The 18,399-nt window shown below is 39.1% G+C and carries 15 protein-coding genes; 11 read left to right on the top strand and 4 right to left on the bottom strand.

What is annotated here, in order from left to right; genetic code table 11:
* Window positions 1-119 precede the first annotated feature (119 nt).
* Window positions 120-677 carry an HTH-type transcriptional regulator Hpr gene (locus EEJ45_RS12995; protein WP_124565238.1) on the bottom strand — a complete coding sequence of 186 codons (558 nt, stop codon included), beginning with the start codon at window positions 675-677 and terminating at the stop codon, window positions 120-122.
* 135 nt (window positions 678-812) lie between these two features.
* Entirely contained in the window at window positions 813-1,175 is a 363-nt protein-coding gene (locus EEJ45_RS12990) for a YtxH domain-containing protein (RefSeq protein ID WP_124565237.1), read from the bottom strand.
* A 71-nt stretch (window positions 1,176-1,246) separates the two neighbouring features.
* Between EEJ45_RS12990 and EEJ45_RS18495 the strand changes: the two genes are divergently transcribed.
* Entirely contained in the window at window positions 1,247-1,408 is a 162-nt protein-coding gene (locus EEJ45_RS18495; RefSeq protein ID WP_164464283.1) for a hypothetical protein, read from the top strand.
* Between the two features lie 51 nt (window positions 1,409-1,459).
* Here the strand turns inward: EEJ45_RS18495 and EEJ45_RS12985 are convergent, their stop codons facing one another.
* Window positions 1,460-1,891: an HIT family protein gene (locus EEJ45_RS12985; protein WP_124565236.1), complete on the bottom strand. Its 432-nt coding sequence runs from the start codon at window positions 1,889-1,891 to the stop codon at window positions 1,460-1,462.
* Window positions 1,892-2,436: 545 nt separating this feature from the next.
* On the opposite strand from EEJ45_RS12985, the gene EEJ45_RS12980 reads away from it, so the two are divergent.
* The 8 genes from EEJ45_RS12980 (at window position 2,437) to EEJ45_RS12945 (ending at window position 13,845) form a co-directional block, all read left to right on the top strand.
* The gene (locus tag EEJ45_RS12980; RefSeq protein ID WP_124565235.1) at window positions 2,437-3,186 is read left to right on the top strand and encodes an ABC transporter ATP-binding protein; all 750 of its coding nucleotides are present in this window, start codon (window positions 2,437-2,439) and stop codon (window positions 3,184-3,186) included.
* Window positions 3,173-4,381: an ABC transporter permease gene (locus EEJ45_RS12975; protein WP_124565234.1), complete on the top strand. Its 1,209-nt coding sequence runs from the start codon at window positions 3,173-3,175 to the stop codon at window positions 4,379-4,381. Before EEJ45_RS12980 ends, EEJ45_RS12975 begins: the two co-directional genes overlap by 14 nt.
* A 5-nt stretch (window positions 4,382-4,386) precedes the next feature.
* Complete coding sequence (locus tag EEJ45_RS12970) at window positions 4,387-5,100, top strand: EcsC family protein (protein ID WP_124565233.1); 714 nt, start codon at window positions 4,387-4,389, stop codon at window positions 5,098-5,100.
* Window positions 5,101-5,222: 122 nt separating this feature from the next.
* Complete coding sequence (locus EEJ45_RS12965) at window positions 5,223-7,334, top strand: transglycosylase domain-containing protein (RefSeq protein ID WP_380018303.1); 2,112 nt, start codon at window positions 5,223-5,225, stop codon at window positions 7,332-7,334.
* A 212-nt stretch (window positions 7,335-7,546) separates the two neighbouring features.
* Window positions 7,547-8,587 carry a uroporphyrinogen decarboxylase gene (hemE, locus tag EEJ45_RS12960; protein WP_380018302.1) on the top strand — a complete coding sequence of 347 codons (1,041 nt, stop codon included), beginning with the start codon at window positions 7,547-7,549 and terminating at the stop codon, window positions 8,585-8,587.
* 15 nt (window positions 8,588-8,602) lie between these two features.
* Window positions 8,603-9,541: a ferrochelatase gene (hemH, locus tag EEJ45_RS12955; protein WP_124565232.1), complete on the top strand. Its 939-nt coding sequence runs from the start codon at window positions 8,603-8,605 to the stop codon at window positions 9,539-9,541.
* 22 nt (window positions 9,542-9,563) lie between these two features.
* Window positions 9,564-10,970, top strand: a complete 1,407-nt coding sequence (gene hemY / locus EEJ45_RS12950) for a protoporphyrinogen oxidase (RefSeq protein WP_124565231.1) — start codon at window positions 9,564-9,566, stop codon at window positions 10,968-10,970.
* Between the two features lie 448 nt (window positions 10,971-11,418).
* Window positions 11,419-13,845, top strand: coding sequence for a DUF6359 domain-containing protein (locus tag EEJ45_RS12945; RefSeq protein WP_380018301.1), 2,427 nt, complete (start codon window positions 11,419-11,421; stop codon window positions 13,843-13,845).
* Between the two features lie 14 nt (window positions 13,846-13,859).
* On the opposite strand, the gene EEJ45_RS12940 is transcribed toward EEJ45_RS12945, so the two are convergent.
* On the bottom strand, window positions 13,860-15,269 hold the full coding sequence (locus EEJ45_RS12940) for a cryptochrome/photolyase family protein (protein ID WP_124565268.1): 1,410 nt from the start codon (window positions 15,267-15,269) through the stop codon (window positions 13,860-13,862).
* A 193-nt stretch (window positions 15,270-15,462) separates the two neighbouring features.
* Between EEJ45_RS12940 and EEJ45_RS12935 the strand changes: the two genes are divergently transcribed.
* Together EEJ45_RS12935 and EEJ45_RS12930 are read left to right on the top strand one after the other, a co-directional pair.
* Window positions 15,463-16,035: a TetR/AcrR family transcriptional regulator gene (locus tag EEJ45_RS12935; RefSeq protein WP_124565230.1), complete on the top strand. Its 573-nt coding sequence runs from the start codon at window positions 15,463-15,465 to the stop codon at window positions 16,033-16,035.
* A gap of 74 nt (window positions 16,036-16,109) precedes the next feature.
* Window positions 16,110-18,386: a YhgE/Pip domain-containing protein gene (locus EEJ45_RS12930; protein ID WP_124565229.1), complete on the top strand. Its 2,277-nt coding sequence runs from the start codon at window positions 16,110-16,112 to the stop codon at window positions 18,384-18,386.
* Window positions 18,387-18,399 lie beyond the last annotated feature (13 nt).

Below are 18,399 nucleotides of genomic sequence, written 5' to 3'. Positions count from 1 at the left end.
GTCGTGTGTAGGAGGGTTAATATTGTGAAGATTTGAATCGTAAAAAGCGGACAATACCGCTTTTTACAATAAAAAAGCGCTTCCATTAAAGAAGTAAATAAATTATAAATGTATGTATCCTATTTTTTAATGAGCTTTTTATCTTGTTCAGTAAAATTTTCTTCAATATTGTCTAATGATTTTTCAAAGATATCAATAAAATCTTGACCATATATATTTCTCAGAATCGCCATTAATTCGATATTTTCTGGAAATTTACCGTAAAAATCCCGAAGTGCGAGCGCACCATTGAAAACAGAATTCTTTTCAGGATTATACTGTTCCATAAGGGTTAATAACAACTCTTCGCCGCTTTCAGTAATTTCAATGTATGTGTTACGCTTGTCGTCCTCTTTTTTTGAAAAAATAAGTAAGCCTCTTTCTTCTAATTTTTTGGAAAAGTTGAACGCAGTAGAAACATGCATGACGCCAAATTTAGCAATCTCAGAAATAGAAGCTCCTTTAAGGTGATACGCAATCCAAAGAATGTGGTGCTCATTAATATTCAAGTCATACGGTTTAATCCATTGTTGCCAATCTTTTTCTACGCATTTCCATAAAGCTTTTGATAGTTGTGCGATACGCTGACTAAAAATCATAGCTTCTTTTATTGAGTAACTCTTCTCCCCGTTTTTCATTAACTCACCTGCTTTTCTCTCAATCTACTTCATTATTATCTATTATGCCAGTAAAATAAAAATTAATAAAGAACTTTTGTTAGAATTGTTAAAATTTTTTGTTTAAGCCAGGATTTGTAAATCCTGGCTTTTTTACTATTCCTTAGGTGGCACGGCATTTTGTAGTTGTTGCAGTGAAGTTTGAATGTCCTTTAATTCTTGTTCAATATTCGCTTTGTTAGGCTTAATTTCCTGCTGCCAAGTTGAAAATGCATGTTGCATATCTTCCTTTAAGTCATTAAACACAATCTTACTTTCAGAAGCAGCTTGTATGACTTGATCTTTTAATAGCAACGATTGATCTTTTAGATCACCTAGAGACTGTTTAGCAAGATTGCTTTTTTGTTTTACTTTTTTACGAAAGTCTTTTCCAGAAGAAGGGGCGGTACATAAAACAGCGATTGCTGCTGCAGCACCTCCGACCATTAGACCTGTAAAAAATGCTGTTGCTTTTGACATATAATACCCCCTGATAATTTTTTCATGAATAAGGGACAACATGCATATGTGTAGAGTAGGAGGGATGATCCATGTTGTTCCTGTTGGTTATAGTGAGTGCGTATTGTTTTATTCGTGCAGGCTTACTCTTATCAGAAAAAAGTATGTATCCGCCACCACTTGTACGAAAACGAAAAGCAAGGCTTTACGTTAGTCTTGCGATTGTATTATTAATTCTTGCATTCTTGTTATAGAAACTGTGCTAAAACGTAATGTTGATAGTTAACAGAGAATTGATACTGCCATTATGACAAGTTGTGTGCAATAGAAGCAGCGATTTGTTGTAAATCAGCTGAAGTATAATTATCCGCATTTGATTTCCAAGTTACATCAAATCCATCATTTTTTTCGTAGCGCGGAATGATATGGATATGAAAGTGGAAAATTGTCTGCCCAGCATCTTTTCCGTTGTTGTTCAATAAGTTCAATCCAATTGGGTTGAACTCTTTTTTTATGGCTTCTGCAATTTTTGGAACTGCAGCAAAGGTTTTGGCGGCTATTTCTGGCGTAAGTTCAAAGATATTTTCTTTATGTATTTTGGGTACAACAAGAGTGTGTCCCTTTGTTACTTGGCTAATGTCTAAAAATGCATACATGTATTCATCTTCATATACTTTGGCGCTTGGAATGGTACCTGCAATAATTTTGCAGAACAAGCAATTTTCTGAATGATGCATATTAATCACCCTTTCTTACATATTCTTAGGCGTATTTTATCATATTTATGTGAGATACAATAGAAAAACAGGAAGCAAAATGCTTCCTGCCGTATGAGAAAGGAGTATTGAAAAACTTATCGTATTATACCTTTAGGAGACACCTCATTTGCTAGGAAAAATTTGCGCATTTTCACTTCTCTGCTCTGCTCGAGACACCCCATTTACGGTTGAAGTATATGCCTTTTCCAATCATGAATTGCTGTTAGAGAAACAGATATCTCTACTCTCCGACAAACACCTCATTTTCAACAAAATGCTACGTTTCTCTTACTTGGTCTTTAATCGACACCCCGTTTCAAAATGATTCCTACACGTCCTCATTTGCTCGGCTTGTGTTTTTCAATATCGCCCTTCCTCACTAATTATCATGTCCACAATTGCAAAGAGTATGCAGTCATTTTATAAAAACTTTTATCAGTAAAGGAACACTGCTTTTTCAAATGTGCATTCTAGTCAGCTTTTTTGGTAAGATGGATATATATTGCTTCAGAGGAGGGTGATTCATGGATACATTATTACGCATTGAAGGTATTACAGGAGGATATACGAAGCGGCCGGTGCTACAGGATGTCTCGTTTTCCATCGCTTCCGGGGAATTAGTGGGACTTATTGGATTAAATGGAGCAGGAAAAAGTACAACCATTAAGCATATTATTGGTCTGATGGAGCCAAGGAAGGGGAAGATTGCAATTGGTGGAAAAACCTTTGCAGAAGACCCTACCTTGTATCGGGCTAGCTTTACCTATATACCAGAAACACCAGTTCTATACGAAGAGTTAACACTCGAGGAGCATTTAAAGCTAACGGCTATGGCTTATGGTTTATCTGAGGAGATATATAAGGAAAGAGTTCCGGCACTTTTAAAAGAATTTCGCATGACAAATCGCTTAAAGTGGTTTCCTTCTCACTTTTCCAAAGGGATGAAGCAAAAGGTAATGATTATGTGCTCTTTTCTTGTGCAACCTTCGTTATATATTGTAGACGAGCCATTTTTGGGGTTAGATCCGCTCGGTATTCAATCTTTGCTGCAAATGATGGATAAAGCGAAAAAAAGTGGTGCGGGTATTTTAATGAGCACACATATTTTAGCTACTGCGGAACGCTATTGCGATTCGTTTGTCATTTTGCATCACGGACAGGTACGGGCAAAAGGAACCTTAGAGGAGCTACGCCTTCAATTTTCTATGCCAAGTGCTACATTGGATGATATCTATATTGCGCTTACAAAGGACGATGACCATGAACACGAATGAATTATGGAAGCAGCGGTTCATATTGTTTCTTACCAATATTCGAACGTATAGCCGTTACATTTTTAATGATCATATCAGTATTGTTCTTGTATTTGGTCTTGGTCTTGGTACGTATTATTATAGAGAATGGCTACATACCTTATCTCCGGATTTTCCTTCTGCACTTATCATAGCGCTTGTGCTTTCTTTTGTGCTGACAGCAGGATCTGTTCAAACATTATTTAAGTCTGCCGATCTTGTATTTTTACTTCAGGTTGAAGAGAAGCTTGGTATCTATATACAGAAAGCATTTCGCTTTTCCTATGTGATGCAGCTGTATGTGCTTGTTTTGTTTTTTGCGGCATTTGCACCGTTATACACGAAAACGCTGGGAAACGTTCAAAGCTATCTCGTCTTGTTATTACTTGCGATTCTTGCAAAGCTTTGGAACCTAATGGGCTATTGGAAAAGTTCCTTTGATATGAACCATAATGTAAGACGGTTTGACCGTATGATTCGATTTTTTTTCAACTTTTTGTTAATGTTTTTTGCAGCTACGCATAATTCGATTTTTATCGTGGGAACGATTGTAGTAGCAATGGTACTGTATTTGCTTTTACTACAAAGAAAGCAAAAAGGCAAAGGACTGCACTGGGAGTATTTAATTGAAGAGGAAAATCGACGGATGCTCTTATTTTATCGCATTGCCAACATGTTTACAGATGTTCCTGCGTTAAAAGAGCAAGTGCGTCGCCGTCCTTGGTTAGACTTTGTTGCAAATATGGTTCCACTTCAGCAAAGAAGTACATACACGTTCTTGTACACACGAACCTTTCTACGGTCAGGCAATTATCTGGGTATATATGTACGCTTACTTGCGTTAGGAGCTATTCTTGTATATATAGTACCGTCTTTATACGGACGGATGCTTCTCAGTAGTTTATTTCTTTACTTGTTAGGGTATCAAGCATTAAGCCTTTGGAGACAGCATAGTTTAAAGCTATGGGTAGGGCTATATCCTGTACCTGAAGTAATGAGAAAACAATCCTTTTTACGTGTTCTCTTTATATTGTTACTTGTAGCAGCTACCATACTCATAATTGTTTTTGCGATTGCCACAAAGCACTGGCTCATGACAGGAGCACTGACAATCGGCAATATTGCAGTGGCTTTCTGGTTTACGTACGTATATGGCAAGCGCAAAATACAGAGGTGATAATAATGAACGTATATGAACAACAAGTTATGCACAACCTTGCTACTTGGAAAAAAGAGATGATGCAAGAGTCTTCACTTGTAAATCGTTTTTCTAAAAAGGTACAAACGAAGGTGCAGGAACTGATTCCAGAAAAAGCGCATGCCATTATTACAGAAACGATGAAGAAAATGGTGCAAGGAATTGTCATTGGTACTGATTTTATTCAGCCAGTGCTAAAAAATAAAGCTTTGACCTTACAAGAGCGGGACGAACGCGTTAAAAAGAAGATAGAAGATTATAAAAAAATCGCAGCAGTAGAAGGCGCTGGTACCGGAGCGGGAGGCATTCTGCTTGGGTTAGCTGATTTTCCTCTATTACTCACGATTAAAATTAAATTTCTGTTTGATGCAGCAACGCTGTACGGATATGATACAAGTAAAGAAGAGGAACGGTTATTTTTGTTACACATCTTTCAGCTGGCCTTTTCAAGTGACGAGCATCGCCGCGATATCTTTTCTATTGTAGAGAATTGGGAAGAAGAAAAAGGGCGACATATGGATTGGCGTAAGTTTCAGCAGGAATATCGTGATTATATCGATTTTGTAAAAATGTTACAGCTTGTTCCGTTTATTGGCGCACCGGTGGGGGCTTATGCAAATTATAACCTGCTACAGCGTCTTGGTGATATTACGATAAAATGCTATCAAATGAGATGGCTGAATGAGCATAAAGAATGAGTCTGCTGATGCAGGCTCATTTTATTTCTCAGGAAATGTCTAACTCTGTCGTTTTGGTACATAAAGGAAAATAAATGATGAATACTAAGGAGTAATTATATTGCGGAAATGAGGTAACTGCATTGAAAAAAGGCTGGTGGATAATCGGTGTTGCTGCATTCATGTTTGTTACAGCATGTATGGGATACTTTGTCATAATTTTATTCGGTAATTATGCTATAGATGAAAGAAAACTTGTGTTACAATCCACGTCCCGTATTGTAGATGAAGAGGGAAATGAAATTACAAAAATGTATACACAAAATCGGGAGCCGATTTTGCTTGAAGATGTACCTGTTCATGTACAACAGGCATTCCTAGCAATAGAAGATGAACGCTTTTATAAGCATCATGGTATGGATGGAACTGCTCTTATACGTGCTCTTTATCAAAATATACGTGCTGGTGAAAAAGTAGAAGGAGGAAGCACAATTACGCAACAGGTCGTCAAAAATGTGTTTCTAACCAATGAAAAAACATGGTCTCGTAAGATTAAAGAACTTGCGATTGCTATGAATTTAGAAAGACGATACACAAAAAAGCAAATTTTAGAGCTATACCTGAATCAAGTATATTTCGGTCATGGTATATACGGTATTAAGGCAGCTTCCCTATTTTATTTTCAAAAGCAGCCTGATGAACTGGATGTGGCAGAGGGAGCGCTTTTAGCAGGGCTTATGAAGGCGCCTGGTACGTACTCTCCTATTTTGCACCCACAAGAAAGTAAGGAACGTCGTAATTTAGTACTCACACAAATGCATAAAACGGGATCGTTATCAGCTGAAGAAGTTATTCACTATCAAGGGCGAACGTTATCACTTCGTTTGGCTAATAAAAAAGATGAACAACCTTTTTTATCTTACATAGATATGGTGTTTCAAGAGGCTGCGGATGTATACCATTTATCGTATGAAGAAGTATTAAGAGGTGGATACACGTTTGTTGTAGGCTTAGATAAAGAGTTGCAACAAAAAGCATATGATTTATTTCAAGACCAACGTAATTTTCCAAAACAAAGTTCTGATATTGAGGGGGCTTTTGTATTAATGGACAGCAAAACCGGTGCTATCCAGGCAGCGTTAGGGGGAAGGAAATATGTGCCACGCGGCTGGAATCGCGTGTATCAAAAAAGACAACCAGGTTCAACGATTAAGCCCATTTTGGTTTACGGACCTGCGATGGATACCAAGAAGTATAAGCCATACTCCTTGCTTACTAATGAGAAGCAGGATTTTAACGGATATATGCCTCGTAATTATAATGATCGCTATTCCAAAGAGATTACAATGTATGACGCAGTGAAAGATTCTGCAAATGTGCCGGCTGTATGGTTATTAAATGAGATTGGTCTTGCTACAGGTAAAAAATATTTAGAACTTGCGGATGTTGCAATAGAAACGGACGGATTAAGCGCAGCGCTTGGTGGTCTAAAAGAAGGTGTTTCACCAATTGATTTGGTGAAGATGTACAGAGCTTTTGGGGCTAAAGGACGTATTGTGCAGCCGCATGTCATTCGCAAAATTTTAAATCAAAAAGGTGAAGCGATTGCAGAGGCGCACTATGAAGAAAAGAAACTGTTTTCTGAACAAACGGCATGGTATATGACAAGAATGCTGGAGGCAGCAGTCAAAGAAGGAACTGCTAAAGTCGGTCGTTATGATGGCGCATTAGCAGGAAAAACAGGAACAACCTCCATTTCTGGGCAAGAAGAAGGGGCCAGAGATGCTTGGTTTGTCGGATTTACGCCTAGTGTTGTGGGGGCAGTTTGGATGGGGTATGATCGAACCGACGCTTCCCACTATATAAAGGGAGGCAGTAGCTACCCTACAACACTATTTAAAAAGATTTTAATGAATACGGAAGCCGAAGCTTTTGCTTCATTCGAAAAACCGGATGGTGTAAAGCAAGTTGGAGAGCCAATTCGAATGACTTCTTTAAAAGAGGCACAAATGCGAGTAACGTTTACACCACTCGGCTTATTTACAGCCAAGATTACGTGGAATCCTCTTTCAGATAAACGAGTACAGTACCGTATTTATAAAGAAGGTAGTTCGCAGCCAATTGCTACTGTTACGGGAAAAGGCTTTTACGATGTGAAACGTATTAATATTTTTTCTGTATCTACGTTTTATGTGGTTCCATACAATCCACAAACTAAGCAAGAAGGGGAAAAAACAAAAGCGAAGAAGCGCTGAATATAATAAATTTATGTTATAATGAATTTTGTGAAAATAGGGTGTATGTTTGTTCAAAATACGTTTTATGACAAAATTTGAGCATAAAAAGTGGCAATTTAATGAACATGGACATTTCTTTGTGCAATTTATAGTGCAAGAAGGTATAGTAAAATAAGATATTTATTGTGACAGCCATGTATACATTCGTACAGGAAGGGAGTTTGGGGTTTTTGGTACAATTTAATGATACGTTTTTAAGAGCTTGTAGGGGAGAACGAACGGATTATGTGCCAGTTTGGTATATGAGACAGGCTGGAAGATCGCAGCCGGAATACCGCAAAATAAAAGAGAAGTATTCGTTGTTTGAAATTACGCATCAACCGGAGCTTTGCGCATATGTCACCAAATTGCCGGTGGACCAATATAACGTTGATGCAGCCATTTTGTATAAAGACATTATGTCACCGCTTCCATCTATCGGTGTGGATGTTGATATTAAAGCTGGTATTGGTCCGGTTATTGCCAATCCTATCCGTTCCTTAGAAGATGTAGAGAAACTCGGGAAGATTCATCCGGAGCAAGATGTACCTTATGTATTAGAGACAATTCGTTTACTTACAAAGGAGATGCTGTCTGTACCGCTCATCGGTTTTGCAGGAGCACCATTTACACTAGCAAGCTATATGATTGAAGGCGGCCCGTCGCGTAACTATAATAAAACAAAATCCTTTATGTATGCAGAACCGAAAGCATGGTATGCCCTAATGGAAAAGCTTGCGGATATGACGATTGCGTATGTACAAGCACAAGTCGCAGCTGGTGCAAAAGCTGTACAAATTTTTGATTCGTGGGTAGGGGCTTTAAATGTAGCGGACTATCGTTTATACATTAAGCCGACAATGGAGCGCATTTTTACAGAGCTTCGTGAGCTTAATGTACCACTCATTATGTTTGGGGTTGGTGCAAGTCACCTAGCGAATGAATGGCATGATCTGCCTCTTGATGTAGTAGGACTTGATTGGCGTTTACCAATTGAAGAAGCGAGAGCGAGAGGGATTCATAAAGCAGTTCAAGGAAACCTAGACCCAGCTATCTTATTGTGTCCGTGGGAAGAAATTGAAGTGCGCGCGAAAGCCATTTTAGATCAGGGAATGAAGCAACCTGGCTACGTGTTCAATTTAGGACATGGCGTGTTCCCAGAAGTAAACCCAGACACGCTGAGAAGGTTAACAGCATTTGTTCATGAATATTCTGCGGGACAATTGCGATAAGCAAGGAGGAACAACATGAAAAAGAAAATGGGCTTACTTGTCATGGCATATGGCACACCTTATAAGGAAGAAGATATCGAACGTTATTACACACATATTCGCAGAGGCAGAAAGCCTAGCCCTGAGATGTTAGAGGAATTAACAGAAAGATATCGTGCAATCGGTGGTATTTCACCCCTTGCAAAAATCACGCTGGAGCAGGCGCATGCGCTAGAAAAGCAATTGAATAAAATGCAAGATCATATTGAATTTAAAATGTATCTTGGTTTAAAGCATATTGAACCGTTTGTTGAAGATGCGGTACAACAAATGAAAGAAGATGGAATTACAGAGGCGGTAAGTATCGTGTTAGCGCCTCATTATTCTACATTTAGTGTAAAATCTTACAATGGACGAGCGAAAGAAGAATCAGAAAGAATCGGTGGTCCAGTTATTTATGATATTGAAAGCTGGTATAAAGAGCCTAAATTTATCGCATATTGGGCAAAGCAGGTAAAGGACACCTATGCAAGTATGCCTCCGGAAGAACGTGAACAAGCGGTACTCATTGTATCTGCACATAGCTTGCCAGAAAAAATTATTGCACAAGGTGATCCTTATCCTGAGCAGCTTGCAGAAACAGCAAAGTTAATTGCAGAAGCTGCAGGAATTACAGCATATGAAGTTGGCTGGCAAAGTGCCGGCAATACACCTGATCCGTGGATTGGACCTGATGTGCAGGACCTAACAGCTGATTTACATGAGAAACATGGTTATAAGGCATTTGTATACATTCCTGTCGGCTTTGTGGCTGATCATTTAGAGGTGTTGTATGACAACGATATTGAGTGTAAGGTTGTCACAGATCGAATCGGTGCCAGCTATTATCGACCTGAAATGCCGAACGCAAAGCCAGAATTCATTGCGTGCTTAGCAGATACAGTGATAAAAAAAGCAATTCACGTTGCAGAGTAGTACAGGGCAGGAGGCGTTGCATATGGAAAAGGTTGTAATTATTGGCGGTGGCATAACGGGTTTGACGGCGATATATCGATTGCAGCAGGAAATTAAAGCAAAAGGATTGGCAATAGATACGGTATTGATTGAAGCTGCAGGACATCTTGGTGGCAAAATTCAAACCGTACATCGTGATGGGTTCACAATTGAGAGAGGTCCGGACTCCTTTTTAGAGAGAAAAGTGAGCGCAGGACGTTTGGCACAAGAATTGGGGCTTGGCGAGCAGCTGGTTAACAATACAGCAGGCAAATCCTACGTGCTTGTTAACAACAAGTTGCACGGTATTCCGGAAGGCTCTATGATGGGAATACCTACGCAAATTACACCTTTTCTTGTTTCTGGTTTATTTTCTCCTGTTGGAAAACTAAGAGCTGGTTTTGATTTTATATTGCCTCGTTCCAAACAGACAGAAGATCAATCGCTAGGTGCTTTTTTTCGCCGCCGTCTTGGCAATGAAGTTGTTGAAAACTTAATTGAACCCCTTTTGTCCGGCATTTATGCCGGAGATATTGATAAAATGAGTCTTATGTCTACGTTTCCACAATTTTACCAAGTTGAGCAAAAATATCGAAGTATTGTCCTTGGTATGAAAACAATTGCACCCAAAAAACCATCAGGTACCAAAGGAATTTTTCAAACATTAACAGGTGGTCTAGGTACTTTAGTTGAAGCACTTGAATCTCGTTTACAGCCAGGGACAGTATTAAAAGGGACGCGTGTAGAACGTATTACGAAGAATGGGGAACAGTACCGTGTGCTATTAAGTAACGGCAAGGAGATAGAAGCAAGTGCGATTATTGTTGCTGCGTCTCATAAAATGCTACCAAATTTGCTTCCACAATATAATGAGTTTCGTCAATTTAAAGCGATTCCGTCGACTACCGTTGCCAACGTAGCGCTTGCATTCCCCACTGCAGCAATTAAACGTGATATCAACGGAACTGGGTTTGTCGTATCACGTAATAGTGACTTTTCCATTACCGCTTGTACATGGACCCATAAAAAGTGGCCACATACAACACCAGAAGGGAAAGTATTACTGCGCTGTTATGTCGGGAAGCCGGGCGATGAAGATATTGTGACAAAACCGGACAAAGAGTTAACCGACATTGTGCTACAAGATTTAGAGAAAACAATGGATATTGATCAGAAACCCGAATTTGCTGTTGTAAGTCGTTGGCAGGAAGCAATGCCGCAATACACAGTCGGACATAAGCAACGTTTACAGAAGATTAACGAATTTATGAGCAAAGAACTCCCAGGTGTATATTTAGCCGGTAGCTCTTATGGCGGTGCAGGATTACCTGATTGTATTGATCAAGGTGAACAAGCTGCAGCACATGTTATAAATCATGTACTGAATCATCAGATAATAAAAGTCATATAAAAGATGCCGGAACAACTGCATCCTGCAGCTCTAAAGCCCAAAGAATAGAGAATAACGAACACTCATAAACGAAAAATCCGAACTAAATCGAATTCTGTGTAGAGAATTCCGACTAATAGTTCGGATTTTTCTTTGGCTGAAAACCTTTTGTCCCAGCCTCTTTTATATTTCATTGCTTCGTTTGTTGCCTGTATTCATATGTAGATTGGGCGACAATGCTTGCCACCAATTCTAAGAGAGTAACATATAATATCACATACAAAAGGTAGGAGGAGATCGTTATAGGCGGTTTTTTCTCTGCATAATAATGCTTTTGTGATAAATATTATATGGAAATACAACGTTTTATTACGGTGATTAAAACCAAGCTCTCTCAATCTATAAAATTTGTTTTTTTAAAATTTTGTAAATTTGCAATAAATAACTTTGTCAATAAGAAAAGGATGGTATGATAGAAAGGCCGGAAAAAAACGGCAAACGTAAATTTGAGGAGGAAACGGGTTTGAAAAAGTTTTTCTTAGTCTTGTTCGCAGTGCTTTTAGTTTTTCCGCTTATGGTTCCAAGTATTAAAGCGGAAACAGTTTTGACGGTTAAAGAAGCAATTGAGGCATTTAAAAACACGGGCAAAGTCAATGCAGTGGTGGAAGGGTATATCATCGGATATACTACAGGCCCTTCTAAATATACAAATGACTCGTCAAAATTTGCTGATACAAATATTGCAATTGCAGACGAACCGGGGGAAACAGACCCTGCAAAAATTATGCCTGTTCAGTTGCCACCAGGTGAAGTACGCAAAGCGGTAAATGTAAAAGATCATCCTGAGCATGTGGGGAAAAAGGTTCGCTTAACAGGCACGCTTGAATTATATTTCAGTAGTCCCGGTTTAAAGTCGGTTACGGCGTATCAATTTGAGGGCGGACAACAAGAAAAAGTACAAGATGTTCAAATCAGTCCAAACGGCGGTACAGTAGATAAAGGTGCAACGGTTACGCTTTCTACATCTACGGAAGGAGCCACTATTTATTATACACTTGATGGCATGACACCAACGATGCAGAGCCTGGTGTACACAGCACCTTTTACAATTAGCAAGGATGTTGTTGTAAAGGCTATGGCGGTAAAAGAAGGTTTGGCAAGCTCTAATATAACGACAGCCGCATTCTTAGTTAAAAACGAAAAGCCTGTGCGTATACATGATATCCAAGGTACAAGTCATATATCACCATATGAAGGAAAAAATGTATTTGATGTCGAAGGTGTTGTAACAGTAGTAGATAATAACGGTTTTTATATGCAAGATATAAAACCTGATGAAGATATGGCAACTTCTGAAGCTATTTACATATTCAAGCGTCAGTCTGGTGTGAAACCAGGAGACCTTGTTGCAGTTGACGGAGAAGTGGATGAATATGTCGGTGCGGGTTATTCAGATAAAATGAAAACCGACCTAGCGGGTACACAGATTAAGGCAAGCCGTTTAACAGTTAAAGAGTCCAATGTAGTTTTGCCAAGCTCGATTGTTCTAGGTAAGGATGGTTTGCATATTCCTAGTGAAATAATAGACAATGATTCGTTTTCTGTTTTTGATCCTAGCGAAGATGCCATTGATTTTTATGAAAGTCTAGAAGGTATGCTAGTGGAAGTACGCAAAGCGGTAGTAGCTGGTCCGCAAAAATATGGTGATGTTTTTGTGACTGTGGATAATGGTACTTCTGAGCTTCGCACACGCGGTGGAACACCAATACTTGCAGCGGGTGATTACAATCCAGAACGTCTATCGATTAAAGCAGGAAGAACATTTGTTGCAAAGGCTGGAGACTTTTTTAAAGGAAATATTACAGGAGTAGTGGGTTATGATTACGGTAATTATCGTATCATTCCTATAGGACAGTTGCCTGAATTGCAGGACGGCGGTTTGCAACGTGAACGCTCAGCGATTAAGCCTGCTATTGATAAAGTAACAGTAGCAACATTTAATATTGAAAATTTCTCTGCGAATCCGGAACAAACCTCTGATGAAAAGGTACAAGGCTTAGCGGCAGCAATTATTCACAATTTGAATATGCCTGACATAATTGCTGTACAGGAAATGCAGGATAATAACGGAACAGTAAATGACGGTACAACGGATGCTTCTTTAAGCGCAAAGCGTCTGATTGATGCAATTCGCGCCAATAAAGGTCCAGGATATAAATATGTTGATGTTGCGCCTGAGAATAATCAAGACGGAGGGGCACCAGGTGCAAATATCCGTGTAGGTTTCTTGTATAATCCAACACGCGTTCAATTTGTTCAGTCTGCTGATCATAAAAATTTATTGCCGCAAAACCCTATGAGAATTGGGACTGACAATCCGTTATTTAATGATACAAGAAAGCCTCTAGCTGCTGAATTTCAATTTAAAGGACAAAACTTTGTAGTGATTTCCAATCATTTAAACTCTAAAATTGGCGATGCAACGCCATTTGGAAAAATTCAACCGATTGTACTTGGCAGTGAGTCAAAGCGTGTAGAGTTGGCTACAGAAGTAAATTGTTTTATGAAAAATATTGTAGACACAAAGAAAAATGCAGTTGTAATAGCGGTAGGAGATATGAACGATTTTCAATTTTCCAAGCCACTGCAAACACTAAAAGGCGATATTATGACAAACATGATGGAAACATTACCGCTTGAAACTCGCTATACGTATATTCATGATGGTAATGCTCAAGTATTAGATCATATTTTAGTAACGAACAATGCGGCGTTATATACAAAGGTACAGCCTGTTCATATCAATGCCGAGTTTATGTATGAGCACGGTAAGGTTAGCGATCATGATCCAGTTGTAGCACAAATAGATTTGAAAAAGGTACGCAAGGCATCCTGAAGTAAATCCCTGTCCTAGGACAGGGATTTTTTCATCGCTTCATATGCATGCAGCGCACGGGCACGAGCAGCAGCATGGTCTACAATAGGGTAAGGATATGTTATACCGAGGATTACATTTGCTTCATCTAGAACGTTTTTTGGTGCGATCCAAGGCTTATGAATATATTTGTTAGGTAAAGAGCCAAGTTCAGGCACCCACTTGCGCACGTATTCCCCTGTATCATCAAATTTCTCACCCTGTGTTACGGGATTGAAAATTCGGAAATACGGTGCAGCATCCGCACCACTACCGGCAACCCATTGCCATCCCATTGTATTGTTGGCTAAGTCAGCATCCACAAGTGTATCCCAAAACCAGGCAGCACCTTTCTGCCACGGAATTAGAAGATGCTTAACTAGAAACGAAGAAACGACCATGCGTACGCGATTATGCATAAATCCAGTGGCCCAGAGTTCTCGCATCCCTGCGTCAACAAGTGGATATCCCGTTCGTCCTTTTGACCAAGCTTCGAAAGAATCTTCATCGTCACGCCAAGGGAAATATTGGAAGTTTCCGTTAAGAGGCTCTGTTACAGTATGTGGGAAATGATGTAACAAATGATAGGCAAATTCTCGCCAAATGAGCTGACGTATAAATGCATGTCCTTCTTGTTTTGAGGCAATATAATGATAGACTGCTCGGGGTGAAAGTTGCCCGAATGCCAAATAAGGTGAAATAGCAGAATGAAGTGCATGGCTAGGGAAATCACGTCCCATTTCATAATCAACGAGTTTGTGTGATGCAAATGTACGCAATTTAACGTAAGCTGCACGTTCAGTAGGCTCCCAATTTTTTGCAATGTCATCGATCCAGTTTACTTTTGGCAACAATTGCAAATCTTCAATTTGTAGAGTATCTTCATAAGAAAAAGATGTTAATTCTGGAATTGGGAATGGTTTTGGTACCATCTGATTCAAAAATGCTTTATAGTATGGTGTAAAAACTTTATAAGGCTCTCCATTTGCTTTCTTAACTGTATGAGATGGAAGCAAGAGGTGAGATTCAAAGGTATGACATACAATATCTTCTTGCCTTAGTTGCTTCATAATTTCTTGATCTTGTTGATAGGCATGTGGTTCATGGCGTACATTTAAATAAAGTGCATCGGCATTTGTATCACGAATTATTTTACGTAAGATAGTAAGCGAATTGCCTTTTTGTATAATGAAGGGGATATTAAGTTCCGCCAAACGCTCCTTAATATCATATAAAGCAGAATGAAGCCACCATTTACTTGCACTTCCTGTACGCCAGCTCCCTTCATATTTCTCGTCATAAATATATACTGGTAAAACTTTACCTCTTAGGGCAGCACTATACAAAGCGGGGTTATCATATAAACGAAAATCTTTTCGAAACCAAACAATAATTCGTTGTTTCATCATATTTCCTCTCTAATTCATATTGTACATGTATTGTGTAAAGTAATTATATGTTTTGTACATTGTATCGTCTAGTGAAAATGTTTATATTAGCTTTTAAAAATAATTTTGCTTCACATCCGGAGGAGACTGTGATAGTATACATATATACTAATTGACCAAAATGTTCATTTGGTCATTTTGAGGTGAGAAGATGGCGATAGATCGAAGGCGAGCTGTGATAGAAGCGGCCACACAATCCTTTGCATCATTCGGTTACAAAGCAACGACAATGGATCATGTAGCTCGCTTAGCAAATGTCGGAAAAGGAACCATCTATACATTCTTTAAAAACAAAGAAGAGTTGTTTGGCGAAATCATTTCACATTTAATTTTGGAGATGAAAGCAGTAGCAGACGAATGTATAGACTCTGAAGGGACATTTTTTGAAAATGTTCATCGTACATTATATCGTATATTGGAATTTCGAAAAGAACATCAGTTAACGATTAAGCTTGTACAAGAGGAAAGAGAAATTGGTACCCCGGAAGTACAAGAAATGATGCGGAAACTGGATAGTGCGATTATTTCATACATCAGTACCTATTTAGAAAAGGCGATTGCTAAGGGCGAGATAAGACAATGCGATCCTGAAATTACAGCGTTTGTTATGCTGCGCTTGTATATATCGCTCATTTTTGACTGGGAAAGAACACGTCAGCCACTTGAAAAAGAAGAAATTGCACAGTTGTTCGAGCTGTATTTATTGAAAGGATTATCAAAATGATGGTCCTTCTTCTTACGAGAAAAATGACTAAATGAACAATACGGTCAAATGTATAATTAGGAGGAGAAACAATAATGAGAGGATTAACGCTGCTAAAGAAAGAGTTCTTAGCGATTGTTAAAAACAAAAAGTTGTTGATTCCTTTACTAGGTGTGCTATTTATTCCTGTCTTGTATGCAGGCATGTTCTTATGGGCCTTTTGGGATCCATATGAGCAACTAAATGATCTACCTGTAGCCGTTGTAAATATGGACGAAGGAGCTGCAAAAGACGGTGAGAATTTACAGGTAGGTAATGACCTTATAAAGGAATTAAAGGAAAATGATAATTTTAAGTGGGAATTTGTAAGTGAAGCAGAAGCAAAAAAAGGGATGGACGATCGTAAATACTATATGACTGTACGTATTCCAGAAAATTTCTCACGAAACGCAACAACATTATTAGATACAAATCCTGAGAAGTTGGAGCTTGAATATATTCCAAACGAAAGCTTAAACTTTCTTTCTTCACAAATCGGTGGTACAGCTATTGATAAGCTGAAGCAGGAAGTAGCAAATACAGTAAGCAAAACATATGCAGAAAAGGTATTTGCTGATATTACAAAGGTGTCTGATGGCTTAGCACAAGCAGCTGATGGTGCTAACAAACTTCGCGATGGTTCACAAACATTAACGGATAAACTAAATGAAGTAAAAGATGGTGTACCAAAGTTATATAATGGTGCAGAAACGATTACGAACAAATTAGGTGAGCTAAAAGGCGGTGCGACACAGTTATATACTGGTTCGCAAACATTGACGGATAAATTAAATGAAGTAAAAGATGGTGTACCAAAGCTATATGATGGTGCGCAAACTATCACCAACAAATTGGATGAGCTAAAAGGCGGTGCGGCAGAACTTTATACTGGTTCGCAAACACTTGCAAGCAAATTGAGTGAAGTAAGCCAAGGTGCACCTCAACTATATGCGGGTTCCCAGACAATTACGAAGGGTGCGTCAGATTTAGCAGCTGGAATGCCTGCATTTCAAACCGGTGCTGAGAAATTGAGTAAAGGTGCGGCTGCAACAGCAGAAGGTGCAAAGAATATCGGCGCCGGCTTAGAGGCTTTAAATCAAAAAATGAATGAACTTCCTGAGCCTTATAAAACAGAAATGCAAAAAGCAGTACAACAATTAATTGAAGGTAATAAGCAAGTAATTGGTGGTGCCCAAACTGTTTCTGAAGGCAATGCGACACTAGCGCAAAAGACAACAGCAATTAGTCAAGGTGCGAACCAATTAGCAGCGGGATCTGGTCAGTTGACTGAGAAACTGAGTGTGTTAAACCAAGGTGCACCGCAGCTTGCTGAGGGTGCAGTAAAGTTATCTGATGGATTAGGTAAACTAGCAGCAGGATCTAGTCAACTAGCAGCAGGATCTAGTCAATTGACTGAAAAACTGGGTGGATTAAAAGATGGAGCACCGCAACTTGCAAATGGTGCGGTAAAATTATCTGATGGATTAGATAAGCTTGTATCAGGATCTGGTCAGCTAGCGGCAGGATCTGGTCAGTTAACAGAAAAGCTCGGCGGATTAAAAGATGGAGCGCCATTACTTGCAGATGGTTCTAAACAGATTTTAGACGGACAATACGAGCTGGCTTCTAAGCTTGGCGATGCGGCAAAAGAAACAGGGGAAGTAAAAACAAATGAAAACACGTATGATATGTTTGCCGATCCTGTTAGAGTGAAAACAGAAAAGGTAGCAGAAGTGCCGAACTACGGAACGGGCTTTACACCATACTTCCTATCACTAGGTTTGTTTGTAGGTGCGTTGCTTCTTTCCATTGTGTTCCCGCTTCGTGAAACAGTAGGCGAGCCAAAAAGTGGCTTCAGCTGGTTTATTAGCAAGTTTGGTATTTTACTAGGTGTAGGTATTATTCAAGCGCTTGTCGCAGATCTGATCTTGTTTGTTGGGCTTGATATTGAAGTGAAAAGCGTACCATATTTCATTCTATTCAGTATTTTAACAAGTCTAACCTTCATTGCGCTTGTACAGTTTCTTGTTACAGCTTTTAGTGACGCAGGACGCTTCATGGCGATTATTGTGTTGATTTTGCAATTAACAACCAGTGCAGGTACATTCCCAATTGAATTGGTACCAAAAGCTCTTCAAGTATTCAATGCTTGGTTACCAATGACGTATTCTGTGTCAGGCTTTAAAGCTGTGATTTCGAGTGGTGATTTTGGATTTATGTGGCAAAACGCTGCTATCTTAGGTGCGTATATTGGTGTGATGGCACTTGGAACCATCGTTACACTTACCATTATTCATAAACGTTACTTCGGCCGAATGGTTGATACCGAATAAGTGAACGCCTGCA

It is taken from the genome of Ectobacillus antri, from assembly GCF_003852715.1.
GTDB classification, from domain to species: Bacteria; Bacillota; Bacilli; order Bacillales; family Bacillaceae_G; genus Ectobacillus; species Ectobacillus antri.
This window is presented reverse-complemented; position numbering and strand designations above follow the sequence as displayed.

Coding starts and splice junctions, on each gene's coding strand:
- EEJ45_RS12990 (WP_124565237.1), bottom strand. CDS start 1,175: ATGTCAAAAGCAACAGCATTTTTTACAGGTCTAATGGTCGGAGGTGCT.
- EEJ45_RS18495 (WP_164464283.1), top strand. CDS start 1,247: ATGTTGTTCCTGTTGGTTATAGTGAGTGCGTATTGTTTTATTCGTGCA.
- EEJ45_RS12940 (WP_124565268.1), bottom strand. CDS start 15,269: ATGAAACAACGAATTATTGTTTGGTTTCGAAAAGATTTTCGTTTATAT.
- EEJ45_RS12975 (WP_124565234.1), top strand. CDS start 3,173: ATGAACACGAATGAATTATGGAAGCAGCGGTTCATATTGTTTCTTACC.
- EEJ45_RS12985 (WP_124565236.1), bottom strand. CDS start 1,891: ATGCATCATTCAGAAAATTGCTTGTTCTGCAAAATTATTGCAGGTACC.
- hemH (WP_124565232.1), top strand. CDS start 8,603: ATGAAAAAGAAAATGGGCTTACTTGTCATGGCATATGGCACACCTTAT.
- EEJ45_RS12970 (WP_124565233.1), top strand. CDS start 4,387: ATGAACGTATATGAACAACAAGTTATGCACAACCTTGCTACTTGGAAA.
- EEJ45_RS12995 (WP_124565238.1), bottom strand. CDS start 677: ATGAAAAACGGGGAGAAGAGTTACTCAATAAAAGAAGCTATGATTTTT.
- EEJ45_RS12930 (WP_124565229.1), top strand. CDS start 16,110: ATGAGAGGATTAACGCTGCTAAAGAAAGAGTTCTTAGCGATTGTTAAA.
- EEJ45_RS12945 (WP_380018301.1), top strand. CDS start 11,419: ATGATAGAAAGGCCGGAAAAAAACGGCAAACGTAAATTTGAGGAGGAA.
- EEJ45_RS12935 (WP_124565230.1), top strand. CDS start 15,463: ATGGCGATAGATCGAAGGCGAGCTGTGATAGAAGCGGCCACACAATCC.
- EEJ45_RS12980 (WP_124565235.1), top strand. CDS start 2,437: ATGGATACATTATTACGCATTGAAGGTATTACAGGAGGATATACGAAG.
- hemY (WP_124565231.1), top strand. CDS start 9,564: ATGGAAAAGGTTGTAATTATTGGCGGTGGCATAACGGGTTTGACGGCG.